This window comes from Pseudomonas sp. GD03842 (assembly GCF_029841165.1).
In the GTDB taxonomy this organism is placed as follows: Bacteria; Pseudomonadota; Gammaproteobacteria; order Pseudomonadales; family Pseudomonadaceae; genus Aquipseudomonas.
This window is the reverse complement of the sequence record NZ_JAOCEA010000001.1, coordinates 246,578-266,355: the sequence shown is the minus strand read 5'-3', so window position 1 is coordinate 266,355 and position 19,778 is coordinate 246,578. Positions and strand designations below refer to the sequence as shown.

At 63.4% G+C, this 19,778-nt stretch carries 14 protein-coding genes, 1 tRNA gene and 1 riboswitch; of the genes, 4 read left to right on the top strand and 11 right to left on the bottom strand.

What is annotated here, in order from left to right; translation table 11 throughout:
- The first annotated feature begins 237 nt into the window (after positions 1–237).
- The 4 genes from N5D61_RS01225 to N5D61_RS01210 all read left to right on the top strand — a co-directional run bounded on the left by N5D61_RS01225 (position 238) and on the right by N5D61_RS01210 (position 4,276).
- Entirely contained in the window at positions 238–969 is a 732-nt protein-coding gene (locus N5D61_RS01225; protein ID WP_279890235.1) for an aspartate/glutamate racemase family protein, read from the top strand.
- A 156-nt stretch (positions 970–1,125) separates the two neighbouring features.
- A riboswitch (cobalamin riboswitch) is annotated at positions 1,126–1,322 on the top strand.
- A gap of 124 nt (positions 1,323–1,446) precedes the next feature.
- Positions 1,447–2,463, top strand: coding sequence for an ABC transporter substrate-binding protein (locus N5D61_RS01220; protein WP_279890233.1), 1,017 nt, complete (start codon positions 1,447–1,449; stop codon positions 2,461–2,463).
- Positions 2,460–3,491, top strand: a complete 1,032-nt coding sequence (locus tag N5D61_RS01215) for an iron chelate uptake ABC transporter family permease subunit (RefSeq protein WP_108239797.1) — start codon at positions 2,460–2,462, stop codon at positions 3,489–3,491. The genes N5D61_RS01220 and N5D61_RS01215 overlap by 4 nt, the downstream gene beginning before the upstream one ends.
- Positions 3,488–4,276 carry an ABC transporter ATP-binding protein gene (locus N5D61_RS01210; RefSeq protein WP_279890231.1) on the top strand — a complete coding sequence of 263 codons (789 nt, stop codon included), beginning with the start codon at positions 3,488–3,490 and terminating at the stop codon, positions 4,274–4,276. Before N5D61_RS01215 ends, N5D61_RS01210 begins: the two co-directional genes overlap by 4 nt.
- A gap of 217 nt (positions 4,277–4,493) precedes the next feature.
- Here the strand turns inward: N5D61_RS01210 and N5D61_RS01205 are convergent, their stop codons facing one another.
- The 11 genes from N5D61_RS01205 to glgB all read right to left on the bottom strand — a co-directional run bounded on the left by N5D61_RS01205 (position 4,494) and on the right by glgB (position 19,776).
- A complete protein-coding gene (locus N5D61_RS01205) occupies positions 4,494–5,111 on the bottom strand; it encodes a response regulator (protein ID WP_218565121.1) in 618 nt (205 codons plus the stop codon).
- A 15-nt stretch (positions 5,112–5,126) separates the two neighbouring features.
- A complete protein-coding gene (locus tag N5D61_RS01200) occupies positions 5,127–6,650 on the bottom strand; it encodes a winged helix-turn-helix domain-containing protein (protein WP_279890229.1) in 1,524 nt (507 codons plus the stop codon).
- 425 nt (positions 6,651–7,075) lie between these two features.
- Positions 7,076–7,948 (bottom strand): AraC family transcriptional regulator, encoded by an 873-nt coding sequence (locus N5D61_RS01195; RefSeq protein WP_279890228.1) that lies wholly within the window; start codon positions 7,946–7,948, stop codon positions 7,076–7,078.
- A gap of 133 nt (positions 7,949–8,081) precedes the next feature.
- Positions 8,082–8,177, bottom strand: a tRNA-Sec gene (locus tag N5D61_RS01190).
- An 8-nt stretch (positions 8,178–8,185) separates the two neighbouring features.
- Entirely contained in the window at positions 8,186–10,114 is a 1,929-nt protein-coding gene (gene selB, locus N5D61_RS01185) for a selenocysteine-specific translation elongation factor (RefSeq protein WP_279890226.1), read from the bottom strand.
- Positions 10,111–11,556: an L-seryl-tRNA(Sec) selenium transferase gene (gene selA / locus N5D61_RS01180; RefSeq protein ID WP_279890223.1), complete on the bottom strand. Its 1,446-nt coding sequence runs from the start codon at positions 11,554–11,556 to the stop codon at positions 10,111–10,113. Before selA ends, selB begins: the two co-directional genes overlap by 4 nt.
- 99 nt (positions 11,557–11,655) lie before the next feature.
- Complete coding sequence (fdhE, locus tag N5D61_RS01175; RefSeq protein WP_279890222.1) at positions 11,656–12,597, bottom strand: formate dehydrogenase accessory protein FdhE; 942 nt, start codon at positions 12,595–12,597, stop codon at positions 11,656–11,658.
- Positions 12,594–13,262 carry a formate dehydrogenase subunit gamma gene (locus tag N5D61_RS01170; RefSeq protein WP_279890220.1) on the bottom strand — a complete coding sequence of 223 codons (669 nt, stop codon included), beginning with the start codon at positions 13,260–13,262 and terminating at the stop codon, positions 12,594–12,596. The genes fdhE and N5D61_RS01170 overlap by 4 nt, the downstream gene beginning before the upstream one ends.
- Positions 13,259–14,227, bottom strand: coding sequence for a formate dehydrogenase subunit beta (gene fdxH / locus N5D61_RS01165; RefSeq protein ID WP_279890219.1), 969 nt, complete (start codon positions 14,225–14,227; stop codon positions 13,259–13,261). The genes N5D61_RS01170 and fdxH overlap by 4 nt, the downstream gene beginning before the upstream one ends.
- Complete coding sequence (gene fdnG / locus N5D61_RS01160; protein WP_279890217.1) at positions 14,228–17,293, bottom strand: formate dehydrogenase-N subunit alpha; 3,066 nt, start codon at positions 17,291–17,293, stop codon at positions 14,228–14,230.
- 248 nt (positions 17,294–17,541) lie between these two features.
- The gene (glgB, locus tag N5D61_RS01155) at positions 17,542–19,776 is read right to left on the bottom strand and encodes a 1,4-alpha-glucan branching protein GlgB (RefSeq protein WP_108239786.1); all 2,235 of its coding nucleotides are present in this window, start codon (positions 19,774–19,776) and stop codon (positions 17,542–17,544) included.
- Positions 19,777–19,778 lie beyond the last annotated feature (2 nt).

Sequence of the window (19,778 nt, the reverse complement as noted above, 5' to 3'; positions counted from 1 at the left end):
GCTCAATATGTCTGGCGCGATGGGCTGTCATGACGGCGCTGCCGGCTGACACACCTGAGCGAAGGCCTTGGGTTCATGTGCCATCCAACGCGCTGACCTCCCTCCCCCTCGTGCGCCAACCTCGATTCCGTTCCCACAAACCGCGTGCGTTGGGTTAGCCTTGCCCTCGCCCTGTATACATAGCGCCTATAAATCGTGCACACCGCTCAATCTTGTCCTACCGCGAGGCCGCCGCTCATGCGAATTCTGATCGTCAACGTCAACACCACCGAATCGATGACCCAGACCATCGCCGAACAGGCGCGCAGCGTCGCCTCCCCGGGCACCGAAATCATCGGCCTGACCCCACGCTTCGGCGCCGAATCGGTGGAGGGCAATTTCGAGAGCTACCTGGCCGCCTTGGCCGTGATGGACCGGGTGCTGTCGTACGATCAACCTTATGACGCGGTGATACAAGCCGGCTATGGCGAGCATGGTCGAGAAGGTTTGCAGGAGTTGCTTGAGGTGCCGGTGGTGGACATTACCGAAGCGGCCGCCAGTCTGGCCATGCTCTTGGGCCATGCCTATTCGGTTGTCACCACGCTGGACCGCACCGTGCCGCTGATCGAAGACCGACTGAAACTGGCCGGGGTCTACGAGCGCTGCGCCTCGGTTCGCGCCAGCGGCATGAGCGTGCTGGAACTGGAGCAAGCCCCGGATCGCGCACTGCACGCAATCGCCGAGCAAGCGGTCGAGGCCGTTCAACAGGACAAGGCCGAAGTCATCTGCCTGGGGTGCGGCGGCATGGCCGGGCTGGAGCAACTGATCCGCGAGCGCGCCGGGGTGCCGGTGGTCGATGGCGTGACGGCTGCGGTGGCGCTGGCCGAATCCTTGGTGCGGCTGGGGTTGAAGACGTCCAAGGTGCGCACCTATGCCACGCCGCGCCCGAAACGCGTGTCAGGCTGGCCGTTCAACTTTCCCGTCCAATGACGGCTATGCAGGCTGCGGCCGGTCCGCCGCCTCGGGGGGGCCATTGGGCCTCACACCCGTGTCGTGCCCTGCAACCGGCAGGTCCGTTGACGCCGTCGTACGGCTGAGCAATCGCGATCAGGCGGCAAGATCGACGTGTTCGGTCGGCCGCAAATCGTTTAGTATCCCCCCGCCGGTTTCCACACGGAATTAATAGGGAATCCAACAGCCTCGGCGTGAGGCTGAAACGGAACTGTCCCCGCAACTGTAGGCGCTGAGCCCTGCTTCCCGATTGCCACTGGTTCACACCGGGAAGGCCGAAGCGAGGCAACGACGCGCCAGTCAGGAGACCTGCCGGCCAGCGTCAATCATTCACCGGCGGGGTGTCCGGGGAAGGACTTCCGTCTGCGTACTCTGCGCCGCCTCCGCTCGCGTGGAGCCTATCGGATGTGCTTTCCAGTGCCTGCGCCCTTCAACAGGTCCACTGGAGACGCCTTGATGTCGTTGCGCCCCCTTGCCGTGCTGTTCACCGGTCTGACGCTGTCCAGCGCACTGTTCATGTCCGCTGCCATTGCCGCCCCTACGCACTACCCCTTGACCATCGACAACTGCGGCGTGCCGCTGACGTTCGCTCACGCCCCGCATCGTATCGTGACCATTGGCCAGGCGGCCACGGAGATGCTCTACGCACTGGGCCTTGGCCAGCAGGTGGTGGGCACCTCGCTCTGGTTCAACGACACCCTCCCCCAATTCAGCGCGCAGAACGCCCGGATCGAGCGCCTGGCCGACAACGCCCCCAGCTTTGAATCGGTGATCGGCAAGCGTCCTGACTTCGTGCCCGTGCAGTTCGAGTGGATGGTCGGCCCGCAAGGTGCCGTGGGCACCCGGCAACAGTTCCAGGACCTGAACATCGCCACCTACATTCTGCCGTCGGACTGCGAGGGGAAGAATAATCGGGTCGGTGCCGATGGCACGCGCACCGAGGCCTTTGGCGTTGATACGCTGTACAAGAGCATCAGGCAACAAGCGCAGATCTTCGATGTCCAGGACCGCGCCGAGCAGTTGATCGAGGGATACAAACGCCGTCTGGCCGATGCCGTCGAGCAGACCCGGCGTCGAAATGCCGAGCCTCTTTCGGCGGTGTTCTGGTTCTCCAGCCCCGATCTGCACAGCGACCCCTATGTGGCCGGGCGCAAAGGCATCCCCCATTTCATGCTGGACACCCTGGGCATGCGGAACGTCATCCAGTCCGACGAAGAGTGGCCGACCGTGGGCTGGGAAACCATTGCCAAGGCCAACCCGACGATTCTGGTGATCGCCCGCATGGACCGTCGGCGTTACCCGGCGGACGACCACGAGAAGAAGCTGGCCTTTCTCAAATCCGATCCGGTGACCCGCAACATGGACGCGGTGAAAAACAACCGCATCGTCATCATGGACGCCAGCGCGATGGAATCTGGTATTCGGCTGTTCGACGGCATCGAACAACTGGCCGCGGCCACCACCGGGCCATGAAGCTGCCCAGCATCGCCCGTTTGCTGGGCCATGGGCTGTGGGTCGGCGCGGTGCTGCTCCTGGCGATCCTGGCGGGCGTGGCCATCGGCGAGACGCCCATCAGCGTGTCGATCATCGCTCAGGTGCTGGCGAACAAACTCTGGGGTGCGGGGTTCGCCGTCGATCCGATCGATGAAGGTATCGTGTGGAATTACCGCCTGACCCGCGCCATCGTCGCCGCCGCGTGTGGGGCCGGTCTGGCGGTGTCTGGTGTGGTGCTGCAATCCTTGCTGCGCAATGCCCTGGCCGACCCGTACCTGCTGGGCATCTCGGCGGGGGCCTCCACCGGCGCGGTGTTGGTGGCGGTGATCGGGGTCGGCGGCGGCGCGGTGTCCTTGTCCATGGGCGCTTTTGCCGGGGCCGCGGCCGCGTTCGCCATGGTCGCCCTGCTCGCTCGCGTGTCCCGTGGCCAGCCTGCGACCGGTCAGATCATTCTGGCGGGCATCGCCGGTTCACAATTGTTCAACGCCCTGACCTCGTTGCTGATCACCAAATCGGCGAATGCCGAACAGGCCCGTGGGATTCTGTTCTGGCTGCTGGGCAACCTGAGTGGCGTGCGCTGGAGTGCCGTGGCGCTTTCGGTGCCCGTGGTGCTGCTCGGGCTGGGCGTGTGCCTGTGGCATCGACGGTCGCTCGATGCCTTCACCTTCGGCACCGACGCAGCCGCGTCGCTGGGCATTCCGGTGCGCCAGGTGCAGATCCTGCTGATCGCGAGCACGGCGCTGATCACCGCCGTGATGGTCTCTCTCGTCGGCTCGATCGGCTTCGTCGGGTTGGTCATTCCTCATGCCGTGCGGATGGCCACCGGCGTGCGGCATGCCCGGCTGCTGCCCCTGAGCGCCTTGAGCGGCGCGCTGTTTCTTGTCGCGGCCGACGTGGTCTCACGCACCCTGATCAAAGGCCAGGTGCTGCCAATCGGGGTGATCACCGCGCTGGTGGGCGCTCCGGTCTTCGCCCTGATTCTGATTCGGGGGAACCGCAGCCGATGAACGCTCCCATGGACCAGGCGGTCAGCGTGCTCACCGCCTTCGATCTGAGCTACCGCATCAAAGGAACGCCGTTGCTCGAGGGGGTCGAGCTGGCAATACGTGCCGGCGAAAACCTGGGCGTCGTCGGCCCGAACGGCTCCGGCAAATCGACACTGATCAAACTGTTGGCCGGCATCACTGTGCCCACCACAGGTGAGGTGCGATTGCTCGGCGAACGGCTGACGACCCTCCCGCGCCGCCACATCGCGCAACGCCTGGCGGTGGTCGAGCAACAGGCCGAAACCAGCGATGCCATCAGCCTGGTGCAAGCGGTCGAACTGGGTCGCACGCCCTGGCTGTCGGCGTTGGCTCCCTGGGGTGAGGAGGACACCCGGATCGTTCACCAGGCGATTGCCGATGTCAGCCTGCAACACCTGCGCGATCGAGCCTGGCACACGCTGTCCGGCGGCGAGCGGCAACGCGCGCACATTGCCCGCGCACTGGCCCAACGGCCGCAGATTCTGCTGCTGGACGAACCGACCAACCACCTGGACATTCAGCAGCAATTGGCGATTCTCAAGCTGGTGCATCGCCTGCCCGTCACCACGATCATCGCCCTGCACGACCTGAATCAGGCCTTGGCCTGTGATCGGCTGGCGGTGATGGAGCGTGGAAGACTGGTGGCGTTGGGATCGCCGTTCGACGTGCTGACACCGGAGCGCTTGCGCAGCACGTTCGGCGTCAAGGGGCGTTGGCTGACCGATCCGCACGACGGCGCCCGGATATTGCGCTTGCAGTCCACCTGACCGCAGCCGATGGCGAGGCCCCGTCACGGCGCCCCGCTGACGCCTTGAATGCACGATTAGGGCCCGTATGAAAAGCCCCGAAACTTTTCATGCAGGCCCTAATCGATAAGGCGCGGGCATCAACCAGCGAACTTCGGCGACGGCTTAGTTGGCCCGTTTGACATGTTAGATGACATACCAAGTTAAATTCGGCGCACATGGACAATTGTGCGCTCAATCATTGCGAGACTTCGCCAAGCCGCTCGTGCAGTTTCAATAGTTCGATGACATTGCGTGCATTCATCTTTGTCATCACGTGCTTCTTATGAACTTTTGCGGTGACTTCGCTGGTGCCTAGTTCCAACGCAATCTGTTTATTCATCTTGCCGGTAATCAATAACGCCATGACTTCCTTTTCCCGTGGCGTCAGTTGATTGAAGCGCTCTCGCGCGTCGCACACCCGTTGCCGTTCACTGAGATTGAGGGCGTCGGCGGCCAACGCTTCACGGATCAGGTCGAGCAGTTGCTCAGGCTCGAAAGGTTTGGTCAGGAATTCATGGGCACCGGCCTTGATCGCCTTCACCGACATGGCGATAGTGCCGAAACCGGTCATGAAGATGATCGGAAAGTGCTGGCCGCGCGCGTGCAGTTCATGCTGCAGATCGAAGCCGGACCCCTGCGCCAGGTTGACGTCCAGCAGCAAGCAGGTGGGCGCCTCCTCCAGGGTATGCCCAAGAAAGGCTTCGGCGCTGTCGAAGGCGCGGCAGGCGATGTCTTCCGAGCTCAACAAGCGTTGCAGGGCGGTGCGGATCGCGGCGTCGTCATCGACCACATACACCTTGGGGTTCACGCTCATGCACATATCCGTCGTTCAGCGGTTGGCCGCCATGCCTCTTTGATGGCGGGCATGATACCTGTCGGCCTCGACAGGCACAGCCATGAAGGCGGCAGATATCCCGGACGTTGCCCGGTAGCGGGGGTCGAGCCTGAGGGTTTCTCCGCTGATTTCCTGGGTCTGCACCACGCGCAGGCAGGCACGGGTGGAGGCCAACATGCGATACACACGGAACGGACCCTGCGCGGTCACCATCAGCAACGACTTGGTCGCCAGCCTGACCATGCAATCCATGATGCAACTGCGTGCCAGCGTTGCGCGCTGCAGCGCATGGCACGCCTGCTCCAGGGTGAATGGGCCATCAAGGTCGGCCAGCAGGCGCAACACCGCACGCTCATCGGTACTCAACAAGCGGTAGCTCCAGGACAGCGAGGCATCCAGTGTTTGCTGGCGGGCGGGTGCCGTGCGACGGCTGGCGGCCAGCAGGTGCATGCTTTCGTCCAGGCTCTCCAGCAACTGGTAGAGGCCCAGGGCACACGCCCGGGCGGCGGCCATTTCGAGTGCCAGGGGTATACCGTCCAGGCGCCGACAGACTTGACCGACCAGGTCGACACTGTAATTGTCCAGTGCGGCGTCGCAGGTGTCGGCCATGTGGAAATCCAGCGCACGCCAATGCCGCAGAAACAACTGCGCCGAGCTGGCACCAAGAATCGCCGCGCGCGTCGCATCGGCTTCGGGAATCGCCAGCGGCGGGACCTGGAGACTGCGCTCTGCGGCGATCCTCAACGGCTCGCGACTGGTGGCGAGGATCTTCGTGCCCGGCGCGCCCTGCAGCAATTGCTCGGCAAAGCCGGCAATCGGGTCGATGAGGTGCTCACAGTTATCGAGGATGATCAGCCCAGGGCGCTCGGCCAGGTGCCGGATGAGCGAATCGAGGCTGTGCCCCGACCCCAGAACGCTGGCCAGGGCCTCCGGCAGATGATCCGCCGTCGGCAGCTCGGCCAGCGAAACGAAATGAACCGGCGCTTGATGGCGCTCCAGCCATTGCCGCCCCACCGCCACCGCCAGACTGGTTTTGCCCACGCCGCCAGGGCCGATCAAGGTGATCAGCGCATGGGCGTCACGCAAGGCTGAATGGACTTCATCCGCCAGCATGTCACGCCCGACCAGTTCAACCGCCGACGGCAGGTGCTGGCCAGCCAGGCTGCCTGTGTTGCGCGCCAGCGGAAGCGCCCGGGAATTGTCTTGCCCCGCGCTGTCCGCCGCCGTCTCTTCGCTTCCCAGGAGCATGTAGCCGCGGCCGGGAACCGTGCGGATCAGGTCACGATCACTGCCCAGCGCCTTGCGCAGGGCTGAGATATGCACCTGCAGGTTGTTCTCTTCGACGACCGTGTCGGGCCAGACACACTGAAGGATCTGTTCCTTGCTCAGCAACTGCCCCTGGTGGCGGATCAACAACTCGAGAATGTCGAAGGCACGGGTGCCGATCCGCAGCGCGACGCCGTCTTTGAACACATCCCTGAGCGCCAGGGACACGGTAGCCTGACCGAGCGTTATCATGATAGTTGCGCAGTCCTTAAAGTGGGTTCGGCCGCTCCGATGTCATCGAACATGCTCACGTTAAAGCATCGCGAACAGGATCCATGTCACTGACCCAATTGTCATCAGCGTTCATCTAAACATTAAACGGTGCGGCGTGATATTACCTGTTGGGGTAGTGCACGGAGAACAACTTAATAATCGTGACCTGTGACCGTTATGCCCCTCTTTTAAAGTTATAACAAGTCCAGGCGTTATTGACTGAGTGCCCCGTGGGGCACAGGTGTCTATTCAGCATGTTTTCCGGATCGCCCCCTCTTTGATCCCACCGCTCACGCTCGGGGGCTCCGGTTTACGGATTGAACCGGGTTTTGGCAGCGGGCTGTCGGCGCCGGGGGGCTGCGCGCAGGCCGGGTGACCCAAGGAGGCGCCGCGCGGCTAGCGGCTCAGCGAGGCAGGAACACCGACGCCTGATGGCGGTTGCGCCAGGCACTCGGCGGCTCGCCCACCAATCGCGTGAACACGCGCGTCATATGGGGCTGGTCGGCGAACCCGCAGGCCTGGGCGATCTGCGCCATCGGCATCGGCGGCACGGCGCGCAGCAAAGCCTGGGCACGTTCGACGCGCCTGTGGAGTAACCAGGTGTGAGGCGCCATGCCGGTGGCCTGCTTGAACGCGCGGGAAAAATGGCTGCGGGTCAGTGAACACTCTTGAGCGATGCGTTCAACCGAAAGCTCACCATCCAGGTGGTGGGCGATGAGTTCTTTGGCCACGGCCAGTTGCGCCGCCGTCAGGCTGGCGTGCAACCTGCCGGAGGGAGGTGCCACCCGGCCATAGCGCTCGATTGAGTGCGTGGCGATGGCCATCAGCATATGGTCGAGAAACAGACGGTTGGCCAACTCGGGGCGCTGCAAGGCGGGGAGTAACGCTTGGGCCAAGTGGTAGAGGGTCGCATCCTCCACGCCGCCCGCATCGTAGCGAAACACGTCGACCCGCTTGCCACCCTGCTCTGACTGCAGCTCATCCAGCGTCTGCCGAGGCAGGATCAGGCGCAGGTTGTCATACCCGGATCGGTGCTGACAGCGCAATTGGTCACCCATGAACGGCAGTGACACGGCGCCCTGCCGGTAACCTCCCGCGTAGCTCAGGCGACGTCCGCGCCACAGGCGATGCGCCTGGAAGTCCTGCAACTGGACAATGATCGAAAAAGCGTCGACCTGAGGTATTTCGACGATCGCGTCGGGGTCGGGCATGGACTGACGAACGCGAACGGCTGAAAAGGCCTCACCGTTCAACTGGCTGATCAGGGGTGCGCTCACATTCCGCTCCTGTGCAATGGGCGATCGTTCGCGCACTTTCGCCAAGTCCGGCCGATTGTGCAATGGGCAAGGCGGACCGGATGACGCCCGCCCCGGCGCGCCGCTTCGGCGCCATGCGCGGTGCGGCGAGAAATGGCGGAAGGCAGCCGGAGTCGAACCTGCCCGGGAACGGATGCCGTCCCCCACCGGGTTTGAAGCCCGGCCGCGCCACCGGGCGCGATTGCCTTCCATGATCGCTTAAGCCGAATCGACTGCCCGCCGCTGTGCCATGGCGCTTTCAGGGCGCAACCGGCGCTGGTCGCCGACCCGACGGGTCAAGCCGATACGGTCGAAAAATTCGAGAATCTGGATACTGCGCTTGCGCCCGATCCCGAGCCGGTCACGAAACGCGGCGGCCGAGATTGACGCATCGGCGTCAGACAGTTGCAACAGCATAGTCGCCATTCGTTCGAGTGTGGAGGCGGGATAAAACAGATCCTTGACGATCTGATGCACCTGGCCGATCCGCGCCAGTTTGCGCAGCAGAAGGCGGACGTCCGCTTCCGTCTGCCCACTATTGGCAGCCAGATGCCGCACCCACGGTGGATCGAAGCCGCCCTGCTCCATCAATGGCTGCAGTTGCACCCACAGCCCAGCGTCCTGCTCGTTGAGCTGCACCCGGTGCTCCGGACGCTGCAGCCAGGGTCCACTGCTGACCACCCTGCCATCGGCCAGCAACTCGTCGAGCAAGGCGAGGAATGCCGGGCGTTCCAGCGCCATCGCCGCGAAGCGGCGCAAGCGGTCGCGATCCGGCCCCAGTTGATCGGGCTCCTGTTCGTGGAACCTCGCCAGATGCTGCAACAGGTGCTCCTGCAGAGACGCCCAGCGCGCCTGGCTGAAGAGCAGCGAGCCTTGACGCGTGGCGATAAGGCGCACGTCGTCCGGCAGCCGCCACGTCGCCCGCAATCGGTTGAACTGCCGCTCCAGGCGCTGCGGGTCGAGGCCGCTGTCGCTCTGGGCGATCAACGGCGGCAACGCCTGCTCCAGGCTCGTGGCGGCGGTCAATGTCCGCAACTGGGCCAGGCGCGCGGGGTGGCGCCGGTGCCGGGACGGTGCAAATGGGTCCAGTACGCGGCCGCCACCCAGCGTGCGCTGGGCGCTGTGGTCACGCAGCACCAGTGGATCGCCATGCACCGCCTGCACCGCGGCGTTGAGCAGCAGCTGCGCGAGCATGCGTCCGCCCGGCTCGATTCGCGCCCCTTCGAGCAAGGCCACGCGCGCCGAGACATCCTGGGTGCCGATGTGCACATGCACCGGGGTGAAGTGTTCGAAGGCGCGGACTTCGCTCGACAGCAGGTGCATCTCGATGTCGACCCGTTGGGTCGGCGCGAACAGCCACTCGGCCAGCAACCAGTCGCCGCGATGAATCTGATCGAGCGTCAGCTTGTCCGCACTGAGGTTCAGCGCCACCCGCTGGCCCGCCCACGCTTGCGCCGCCTTCCGGTTTTGCGCATGCAGCCCCCGCACCCGGACGGCTTTACCGGCCAGCCCCAACAGCAGCGTGTCACCCACCGTCACCTGACCGGCCAGTGCGGTGCCGCTGACCACGATGCCGGCACCTGGAACGCTGAATGCCCGGTCGACCGCCAGGCGGAAACCGCCCTGATCGCTGCGCGCCTGCACTTCCCCGTGCGCCAGCAGCAAGGCGCGACGCAATGCATGGATGCCTTCACCGGTGTGGCTGGACACTTCGAACTGCAGGGCGTCGGCATAGCGCCCCGGCGCCAGCAGCGCTCGGACCTGCATCCAGACCTCCTCTACACGTCGCCCATCGACCCGGTCGCACTTGCTGATGACCACCAGCAGCTCGGGAATGCCCAGCAGCTCGACGATCGCCAAGTGCTCCCGGGTCTGGGGCATCACGCCGTCGTCAGCAGCCACCACCAGCAGCACCAGGTCGATGCCCTGCGCGCCGGCCAGCATGTTGTGAATGAAGCGTTCATGCCCCGGCACATCGATGAAGCCGGTCAACGGCCCGCCAGGTTCCAGCGCGGCATAGCGATAGCCCAGATCGATGGTGATGCCGCGCTCACGCTCTTCGCGACGCCGATCGCCTGCCTGCCCGGTGAGCGCCTCCAGCAACGCGGTCTTGCCGTGGTCGATATGCCCTGCGGTACCGACGATCACCCTGAACCCTCCTGCGTGGACGAACGGTTCAATCGAAGCCGGTGCAACTGTTCCAGCCAGCCCGCTTCGTCATCCAATTGGCGCAGGTCCAGCCACAGCGCGTCATCATCGATGCGGCCCAACACCGGAATCGGCAGCGCCCGCAACTGGGCTTCCAGGCCGTGCAAATGACGTCCTCGCCACTTCTTCGAGACGATCGGTCGTAAACACAGCGAGGCGCTGGGAAGCCGCGCCACCGGCTGACTGCCGCTGCCGATCATGCCCAGCGTCGGCACTGCGGTTACGTCCCAACCCGCCCCCACCGCGCGGACGAGCGCCGGTTGCAGGCGCAGGGCCTGGGCCTGGATGTCGTCCCGGGACCGGGTCAACGCTCGCAGGCTGGGCAAGCGCTCGGCCAGGCGATCGGGATCGAGGTACAGCCTGAGCACCGCTTCCAGCGCTGCGAGGGTCAGTTTATCGACCCGCAGTGCACGCTTGAGCGGGTTCTTCTTGATCTTCGCGATCAGCGCCTTGCGACCCACGATCAAACCGGCCTGGGGCCCTCCCAGCAGCTTGTCGCCGCTGAAGGTGACCAGATCCGCGCCTTCGGCCAGCGCCTGGCGCACCGTGGGTTCGGCAGGCAGGCCCCAGCGCCTGAGATCCACCAGGCTGCCGCTGCCCAGGTCTTCCAGCAGCGGCAGCCCATGCGCTTGCGCAATCTGCGCCAGTTCCGGCGTCGACACCGAAGCGGTGAACCCTTGCACCCTGTAATTGCTGGTGTGGACCCGCATCAACAATCCGCTGCGAGGATTGATCGCCTCGGCGTAGTCCTGGGGGTGCGTGCGGTTGGTGGTGCCGACTTCGCGTAATTTGACGCCGGCCCGGGCCATGATGTCAGGAATGCGAAACGCTCCCCCGATCTCGATCAATTCGCCGCGCGAGATGATGCCCTCTTTTCTCGCGCCCAGGCTGTTGAGGGCCAACAGGACGGCGGCGGCGTTGTTATTGACGACCGTGACCGCCTCGGCACCCGTCAACTCGCCGATCAGGTCTTCTATGAGGTCATCGCGATCACCGCGCCTGCCGGTGTTCAGGTCAAACTCGAGGTTGAGGGGGTAACGGGCAGCGCACTGAATGGCTTCGATCGCCTCTTCCGGCAGCAGCGCTCGGCCGAGATTGGTGTGCAGCACCGTGCCGGTCAGGTTGAACACCCGGCGCACCCGACTCTGATGGTGCAAGGTCAGGCGTTCGTCCAGCCTGCCCACGATGACCTCGCTAGCGGTTTGGGCAGCGCCGATCTGCCCCGTACGAACGGGCTCACGCAGGTCGTCCAACAACTGACGCAAGGCTGTCAGCACCGCGTCACGGCCATAGCGTTCAAGCAGAGGCTGGCAGGCAGGATGACGCAACAGGCTGTCGACGGAGGGTAATCGAGGGGCTTCGGCATTCACGGGTTGCGCCATTCACTCACTCCACCAGGGGCTGACTTGGCTTTCGACACCGGCCTCAACAGCCAGGCCGGAATCCAAAGGCGATCATCCAAGGAGTGTAGTCGCCGATCCTCAATCGCCGCCCGGTGCGAAAAGTAAATTCGGTGCGCGACGATGAACGCCCTCCTCATCCAGGCGCATGTCCAGCATCAGGGTGGCCAGGTCCGCGGACAGCGCTTCGGCGTCCGGCTCGCACTCCAGATAGACCTGTTTGAGGTAGCCGTTGCACGTCGGGCAGACCTCGGCGCGTACGGGCGCCTTGGTCACCGCCGCCCGGTCATCTTCCAGGCTGACGTACCGCAGCGCCGCGCTCTGTTCGCAGTACACGCATTTGACCCGCACCACATGCCATTCGCAGGCGCACAGGGAACATACCAAGTAGCGCAGCCCGTTGTATTTGCCGCGGTGGCGAATCACCCCGGCCATGGCCGACGAGCCGCAGGCCGGGCACTGACTGAGGCTGTCACCCGGCTTGAAGTCATGGCTCGGCAGGGTCAGTAATCCATGGCTCCACGCCGCTTGCAACGCGGCGCCGAGAAAGGGTACCAGCGCCGCCGGGACACCTGAATACTGGCCGCCGAGCAGTGAAACGGCCCATGCCCGGCGCTGCCCCCTGTCGGCTTCACGCAGCCGCGTCATCGCCCGCTGCACTGGGGCAGAGACAGAGTCCGGAAGCTCGAACAGCAACGCATCCAGCCACACTTGCCAGGCGTCCTCCCGGGCCAGGGTCTCAGCTGACAAGGGTGGTAATCCGTGCTGAATGCACTGGCTCAGGCGCTGAGGATCAGGCGCCCAGTGAGCCGGTGGCTGATCGATCAGACGCTGCTGTGCTCGACACACACCTGCCAACAGCCGCAGGTATTCACCCAGCGGATGGCCGTCGGCCAATCGTTCGAGCCGTCGAGCACGCAAAGCGAACAGGTCGTTCGGCGGCAGGTGCAAGAACGGCAAGGCATTGCCCCCGGCCTCGGCCTGAATCTGTTCGGGTTCACGAATCCGGTCTGACGAGGTCATCCTTTTTTACCCACTCGGTCCGACGAAGATTCTTTCTCGGCCACCTGCCGGTACCACAGTGCGTGATGCTTCCTGGCCCAGCGGCGGCTGACCCAGCCGTGCAGCATGGCGCCCACCGACCCCTTGATCCAGATGCCGGCGTAGATGTGCACGATGATGCTGGTCACCAATACGAACCCGGCCAGCGCGTGGACCAGCGCGCCAAGGCGAATCACCCCAATGTCGAAGTAGGCGCTGAAATAGGCGCGCCAGATGATCACGCCGCTGACCAACAGCCCCAGCATGCACAGCAGCAAGGTCCAGAAGAGCAACTTCTGACCGGGGTTGTATTTACCGATGGGTGGCACGCCCTCCTCCTGATTTTTCATCACCCGGTCGATGCGTTTGAGCCACAACCGGTCATTGGCGATGAACAGGTTCGCACGCCAGAAACGGACCACCAGCCCCATGAAGAACAGAAACATCGCCACCCCCATGAACGGGTGCAGAATGCGCGTCCACGGGCCGCCGCCGAACAGATGCGTGAGCCAGAAAAGTGCGGGGTGAAACAACGCCAGGCCTGAGAGGGCCGCCATGAAAAACAGAATCGCAACGATCCAGTGGTTCGTCCGCTCGTTGGCGTTGTACCGCAGAATGGTTTTACCGGGTTCACGGTGGTCGCTCATGGTCGCGGCTCTCCTTCATCCCCTCGGTTCGTGTGGGTGTCCCTCGGCTGCTGCGGGTCGTAGACATGCACGGCCGGGTCGACTTCGTGCACGACCGGGTCGGGGCCAGGGTCCTGCTCATCTTCTTCACGCTGCGGTCCGACCCGAACGTAGTGGAAGAATCCCGCCAGCACGGCCAGCCCCATCGCCAGCAGCGCCAGGGGCTTGGTCGCGCCCTTCCAAAGACTCACCAGCGGGCTGATCTGCGGGTCCTGCGGCAGCCCGGCGTAGCGATTCGGGTCGTCGGCGTGATGCAACACATACATCACGTGGGTGCCTCCGACGCCCGGCGGGTCGTAAAGGCCCGCGTTGTCGAAGCCTCGGGACTGCAGATCCACGACTCGCTCGGCGGCATGGACTTTCATGTCTTCCTTGCTGCCGAACACGATTGCCCCGGTCGGGCAGGTTTTCACGCAGGCCGGCTCCAGGCCGACAGCGACCCGATCCGAACACAGCGTGCATTTGTAGGCTTTGTGGTCCTTCTGCGAAATGCGTGGAATGTTGAACGGGCAACCGGTGATGCAATAGCCGCAGCCAATGCAGTGGTCCTGATTGAAATCGACGATGCCATTGGCATGCTGGATGATCGCTCCCGGGCTCGGACAGGCCTTCAGGCAGCCGGGTTCGGCGCAGTGCATGCAACCGTCCTTGCGAATGAGCCACTCCAAGGTATCGTCGGCGGTTTCATGTTCGGTGAAGCGCATCAGCGTCCAGGTCTCTGCGCTCAGGTCCTGGGGGTTGTCGTAAGTGCCGTGGTTGTGGCCGACCTCGTCGCGCAGCTCGTTCCACTCCGAGCAAGCGACCTGGCAGGCCTTGCAACCGATGCATTTGGTGGTGTCGATCAGCTTGGCGACTTCGTCCATCTGGCGGACCGACGACGGCACCGTAGTGGTCGCTGAACGGGCAATGATGTCTTGAATGGCCATTCAGAGCTTCTCCAGGTTGACCAGGAACGACTTGGATTCCGGGGTCTGCGAGTTGCCATCGCCAAGAAACGGCACCAAGGTATTGGCCAGGTAGCCGTTGCGCGTGGTGCCGGTGAAGCCCCAGTGGATCGGAATGCCGATCTGATGCACCACCTGGTTGTTCACTTGCAATGGCCGAATACGTTTAGTGACCACCGCCACGGCTTCGATGAAACCGCGCTTGCTGCTGACCCGCACCCGATCGCCCGCCACGATGCCCTTTTCCTTGGCCAGGGCTTCGCCGATCTCCACGAACTGCTCCGGCTGGGCAATTGCGTTGAGACGACAATGCTTGCTCCAGTAATGAAAATGTTCGGTGAGCCGGTAACTGGTGCCTGCGTACGGAAAGTCCTTGGCCACTCCGAGCGAATCCCACACTGAGTCGAAAATGCGCCCGGCCGGATTGCTGGTCGCGTTCTTGTTGGTCGGGTGCAACGGATTGATGCCGATGGGCGTTTCGAACGGCTCGTAGTGCTCAGGGAAAGGCCCTTCGTTCATCTTGTCTACGGCAAAGAAACGCGCCACCCCTTCGGGGTTCATGATGAACGGGTTCATCCCGGCCTCCGGTGCCGAGGTCACGGCGAAATCCGGCACGTCAGTGCCCGTCCAGACCTTGCCGCTCCACCAGATCAGGCGCTTTTTCGCATCCCACGGCTGCCCCTTGAGATCGGCAGATGCCCGGTTATAGAGAATGCGTCGGTTGCTCGGCCAGGCCCACGCCCAACCCTGATGCTGGTGCATCTCATAAGGGTCGCTGTTGTCACGGCGGGCCATCTGATTGCCGGCTTCGGTCCAACTGCCGCAGAAAATCCAGCAACCGGACGCCGTGCTGCCGTCGTCCTTCAATTGCGCGAAACCGGCGAGTTGAGCCCCGCCCTTGACGACCGCTCCGGTGGCATCGGTGACGTCCACGACGGCCGAGCCGTTGATTTCCCTGGCGATTTCTTCCGGAGACGGCTCCTGCGGCACTTTGTATGGCCAACTGAGTTTCAGCAGCGGCTCGGGATAGGCCCCGCCCTGCTCCTGGTAGCGTTTGCGCAGCCGCAGGAACAGCTCGCTCATGATGCGAATGTCGGTGATCGCCTCCCCCGGCCCCTCCGCGCCCTTGAAATGCCACTGCAGCCAACGGCTGCTGTTGACCAGCGAACCGTCTTCTTCGGCAAAACAGGTGGTGGGCAGGCGGATGACTTCGGTCTGGATGTCCTGCAACTGCACATCGTTGTAAGGGCCGACGTTCTTCCAGAACTCGGAAGTTTCCGTGGCCAACGGATCCATGACCACCAGCCACTTCAGCTTGGCCAAGGCCTTCATGACCCGGTTCTTGTCGGGAAGCGCCGCAATCGGGTTGAAACCCTGGCAGACGTAGCCATTGACCTGCCCCTTGCCCATCAGGTCGAACATTTTCAGGATGTCGTACGTAGGAATGTCCAACTTCGGCAACCAGTCATAGCCCCAATTGTTCTCGGCTGTGGCATTGGCCCCGTACCAGGATTTCATTAGGCTGACATGGAACTTGCTGTAGTTCTGCCAGTAGGACAGTTGCCCAGGACGCAGCGGCTTTTGCGTGCGCTTGGCGATGAAGGCGTTGTAATCCTGTTCGGCGTCCATCCCGAGGGTCAGGTAGCCGGGCAGCGCGTTCGAGAGCAGGCCCAGATCGGTCAGCCCTTGAATGTTGGAATGCCCGCGCAACGCGTTGACCCCGCCGCCTGGCATGCCGACGTTGCCGAGCAACAACTGCACCATCGCTGCACTGCGGATGATCTGCGCCCCGGTCGAATGCTGCGTCCAGCCCAGCGCATAGAGAATGGTCATGGTCTTGCCCGGTGCCGAGCACGTGGCGATCTCTTCCCAGATTTTCATCATCTGCGCCTGCGGCATGCCACAGGTGAGGCTGGCGAGTTCGGGCGTGTAACGGCTGTAATGCCGCTTCATCAGTTGATAGACGCAACGAGGGTCTTGCAGGGTCGGATCGACCTTGGCAAAGCCATCCTCGCCCAACGCGTAGCCCCAACCTGACTTATCGGTGTAGAGACGCTTGCTGGCGTCGTAGCCGCTGAAAATCCCGTCCTCGAAGCTGAACCCCTCATTGACGATGAACGACACGTCGGTGTAATTGCGCACGTATTCGTGCTGGATTTTGTCCTGGGTGATCAGATAGTTGATCAGCCCGCCCATGAACGCGATGTCGCTGCCAGTGCGGATCGGCGCATAGTAGTCGGCCACGGACGCCGTCCGTGTGAACCGAGGATCGACGACGATCAATCGCGCCTGATTGTGCGCCTTGGCTTCGGTCACCCATTTGAAACCGCAGGGGTGCGCTTCTGCTGCGTTGCCGCCCATGACCAGAATCAGATTCGCGTTGGCGATATCGGTCCAGGTATTGGTCATGGCACCACGGCCGTACGTCGGGGCAAGACTTGCCACCGTCGGGCCGTGTCAGACACGCGCTTGGTTATCGAACCCCAGCATGCCGGTGGCGCGGACCACCTTATGGGTCATGTAGCCCGCCTCGTTGGAGGCCGCCGATGCCGCGAGAAAGCCCGTGGTCAGCCAGCGGTTGACGGTCTGGCCCTTGTCATTCTTCTCGACGAAGTTGGCGTCGCGGTCGGCCTTCATGAGATCGGCCACGCGGTCCAGCGCCTCGTCCCAGGAAATGCGTGTCCACTCGTCGCTGCCGGGCTTGCGGATCTGTGGGTACTGAAGGCGGCTTGGGCTGTGGATGAAGTCCAGCAACCCTGCTCCTTTGGGGCACAACGTGCCGCGATTGACCGGGTGATCGGCGTCGCCTTCGATGTGGATGATGTGCTGTGCGACGTTTTTCGCCGCGTCGCCGAGGCTGTACATGATCAACCCGCACCCCACCGAGCAGTAGGGGCATGTGTTGCGGGTTTCATGGGTGTGAGCGAGTTTGAAGTGGCGTATCTGCTCGGCGAACGCAGGCGTCGGGGCCATGCCCAACGCCGCCAGGCTCGAGCCTCCAAGGCCAACGGCGGCGACCTTGAAGAACTGCCGACGGTTGAGATCCATCGTGCACTCCTGATCAGGTGTAAAGCCCGGTACGTTGCCGGGCAGAAAGTCGATCACGGTGTCAGCGTCAGTGGGCCGACACTTGGAGCGTAGACGAGATTTCGAAGCGGTACATGAAATCGGGGGGTAGCCAGGTGAAACCCGGCTGGAGGCGGGCCCGACCGCCGCCGAGGATCCCTCGACGGCGGCGGCCTCAGTTCAGACCGCCACCGCCTACGGGCCGCCGCGCAGGCGGAACCTGAACGGACTTACTGCTCGGCGACAGGCTTGAACACCACCACGGCCAAGGGTGGCAGGTCCAGTGCCAAGGACACGGGCTGGCCATGGCTCTTCACGTCGTCGGTGGAAACCGCCCCACCATTGCCGACGTTGGAACCGGCATACACCTCGGCATCGGTGTTGAGCAGCTCTGCCCACCGCCCGCCAAACGGCACACCAACGCGGTAACCGTGACGCGGCACCGGCGTCAGGTTCGCCACCACCAACAGGGGCTCGCCCTCCTTGCTCCAGCGCAGGTAGGCGTAGACGCTGTTCCCCGCGTCGTCACCGATCACCCACTGAAAACCCTGCGGTTGGCAGTCCTGTTCGTGCAGCGCCTTTTCCGAACGGTACAAGCGGTTGAGGTCGCCGACCAGCGTGTGCACGCCTTTGTGGTCGGCGTACTGAAGGAAGTGCCAATCCAGTTCGGTGTCATGGTTCCACTCCCGCCACTGGCCGAACTCACAGCCCATGAACAGCAGCTTCTTGCCGGGATGGGTCCACATGAAGGCCAGGTAGGCGCGCAGGTTGGCGAATTTCTGCCAGCGGTCGCCAGGCATTTTGTCGATCAGCGAGTGCTTGCCGTGCACCACTTCATCATGGGAAATCGGCAAGATGAAGCGCTCCGACCACGCATAGACCAACCCGAAGCTCAGTTCGCTGTGGTGGTGCTGACGGTGGATCGGGTCCTGCTGGATGTAGTGCAGCGAATCATGCATCCAGCCCATGTTCCATTTGTAGGAGAAACCCAGACCACCCTGTTGGGTCGCCTGCGTCACCCCCGGCCAGGCAGTGGACTCCTCGGCGATGACCAGCGCGCCGGGGGCTTCCAGCGCTACCACATCGTTGAGGTGGCGCAGGAAATCGATGGCCTCCAGGTTCTCGCGACCGCCGTAACGGTTCGGTACCCACTCACCGGCCTTGCGTGAATAGTCGCGGTAAAGCATCGAGGCCACCGCATCCACCCGCAGTCCGTCGATGTGGAAATGCTTCAGCCAGTGCACACCCGACGCGATCATGAAGCCATGCACCTCAGTGCGCCCCAGGTTGTAGATCAAGGTGTCCCAGTCCTGGTGGAACCCCTCGAGCGGGTTGCCATACTCATACAACGCAGTGCCGTCGAATTGCGCCAGGCCATGGGCATCGGTAGGGAAATGCGCCGGCACCCAATCGAGGATCACGCCGATGTCGGCACGGTGGCAGGCATCGACGAAGCCGGCGAATTGTTCGGCCGTGCCATAACGGGCGCTGGGGGCGAACTGTGAAAGCAACTGGTACCCCCATGAACCGCCGAAGGGGTGTTCCATGATGGGCATCAGTTCGATGTGGGTGAAACCCAGGCCCTTGATATAGGGGATCAACTCATCGGCCAGTTCTGTCCAGTTGAACGGACGGTCCGGTTCATCTTCGCCGCCGTGATGCCATTTCCAGGAGCCTGCGTGCAGCTCATAGATCGAGAGCGGCTTATGGATATCCTGCTTGTCGCCCCGGCCCTGCATCCAGTCATGGTCTTGCCAGGCAAAGCTCAGCGGCGCTGCGACCTTGGAGGCCGTGTCCGGCGGCAATGCCGTGGCGAGGGCCATGGGATCGGCTTTCAGCGGCAGAACGCCGTGCTGCCCGAGGATTTCGTATTTGTAGGTTTCCCCTGGGCCGATGCGCGGAATGAAGATCTCCCACACGCCGGCAGGATGGCGCAACCGCATCGGATGGCGGCGGCCGTCCCAACTGTTGAAATCCCCGACCACCGAGACCCGTCGCGCATTCGGCGCCCACACCGCGAAGCGCACCCCATCCACCCCGTCGACCGTCTTCACTTGGGCGCCCAGGGCGCTGCTCAAGTCGCGGTGGTTGCCCTCGGCAAACAGGTACAAATCCATTTCGCCCAGCAACTGACCGAAGCTATAGGGATCTTCGGTGATCTGCTCGCCCGTGGCCCAGTTGATTTTCAGCAGGTACGGCTCACGCACCGCAAAGTGCCCGGCGAAGAAACCGGGCTTGTCGCTCATCTTCAACTCACCCAGATCGCGCTCACCGTCCCGCGACAGCACACGAACCGCCAATGCATTGGGCAGGTAGGCGCGAATCACCTGGCCATCTTTGCCATCGCTGTGAGGCCCCAGCATGGAGAACGGGTCGCGGTGTTCGGCGCGGATCAACGCGTCCATATCGCCGGCGGTAGGCAACAGCTTGTGGTTGCCCGTGCCGAATTGGTCAGACGCACTCATGT

Bases quoted from the DNA above. Each gene is read 5' to 3' on its own strand.
- N5D61_RS01225 (WP_279890235.1), top strand. From the start codon at position 238: ATGCGAATTCTGATCGTCAACGTCAACACCACCGAATCGATGACCCAG.
- N5D61_RS01220 (WP_279890233.1), top strand. From the start codon at position 1,447: ATGTCGTTGCGCCCCCTTGCCGTGCTGTTCACCGGTCTGACGCTGTCC.
- N5D61_RS01215 (WP_108239797.1), top strand. From the start codon at position 2,460: ATGAAGCTGCCCAGCATCGCCCGTTTGCTGGGCCATGGGCTGTGGGTC.
- N5D61_RS01210 (WP_279890231.1), top strand. From the start codon at position 3,488: ATGAACGCTCCCATGGACCAGGCGGTCAGCGTGCTCACCGCCTTCGAT.
- N5D61_RS01205 (WP_218565121.1), bottom strand. From the start codon at position 5,111: ATGAGCGTGAACCCCAAGGTGTATGTGGTCGATGACGACGCCGCGATC.
- N5D61_RS01200 (WP_279890229.1), bottom strand. From the start codon at position 6,650: ATGATAACGCTCGGTCAGGCTACCGTGTCCCTGGCGCTCAGGGATGTG.
- selA (WP_279890223.1), bottom strand. From the start codon at position 11,556: ATGGCGCAACCCGTGAATGCCGAAGCCCCTCGATTACCCTCCGTCGAC.
- fdhE (WP_279890222.1), bottom strand. From the start codon at position 12,597: ATGACCTCGTCAGACCGGATTCGTGAACCCGAACAGATTCAGGCCGAG.
- N5D61_RS01170 (WP_279890220.1), bottom strand. From the start codon at position 13,262: ATGAGCGACCACCGTGAACCCGGTAAAACCATTCTGCGGTACAACGCC.
- fdxH (WP_279890219.1), bottom strand. From the start codon at position 14,227: ATGGCCATTCAAGACATCATTGCCCGTTCAGCGACCACTACGGTGCCG.
- glgB (WP_108239786.1), bottom strand. From the start codon at position 19,776: ATGAGTGCGTCTGACCAATTCGGCACGGGCAACCACAAGCTGTTGCCT.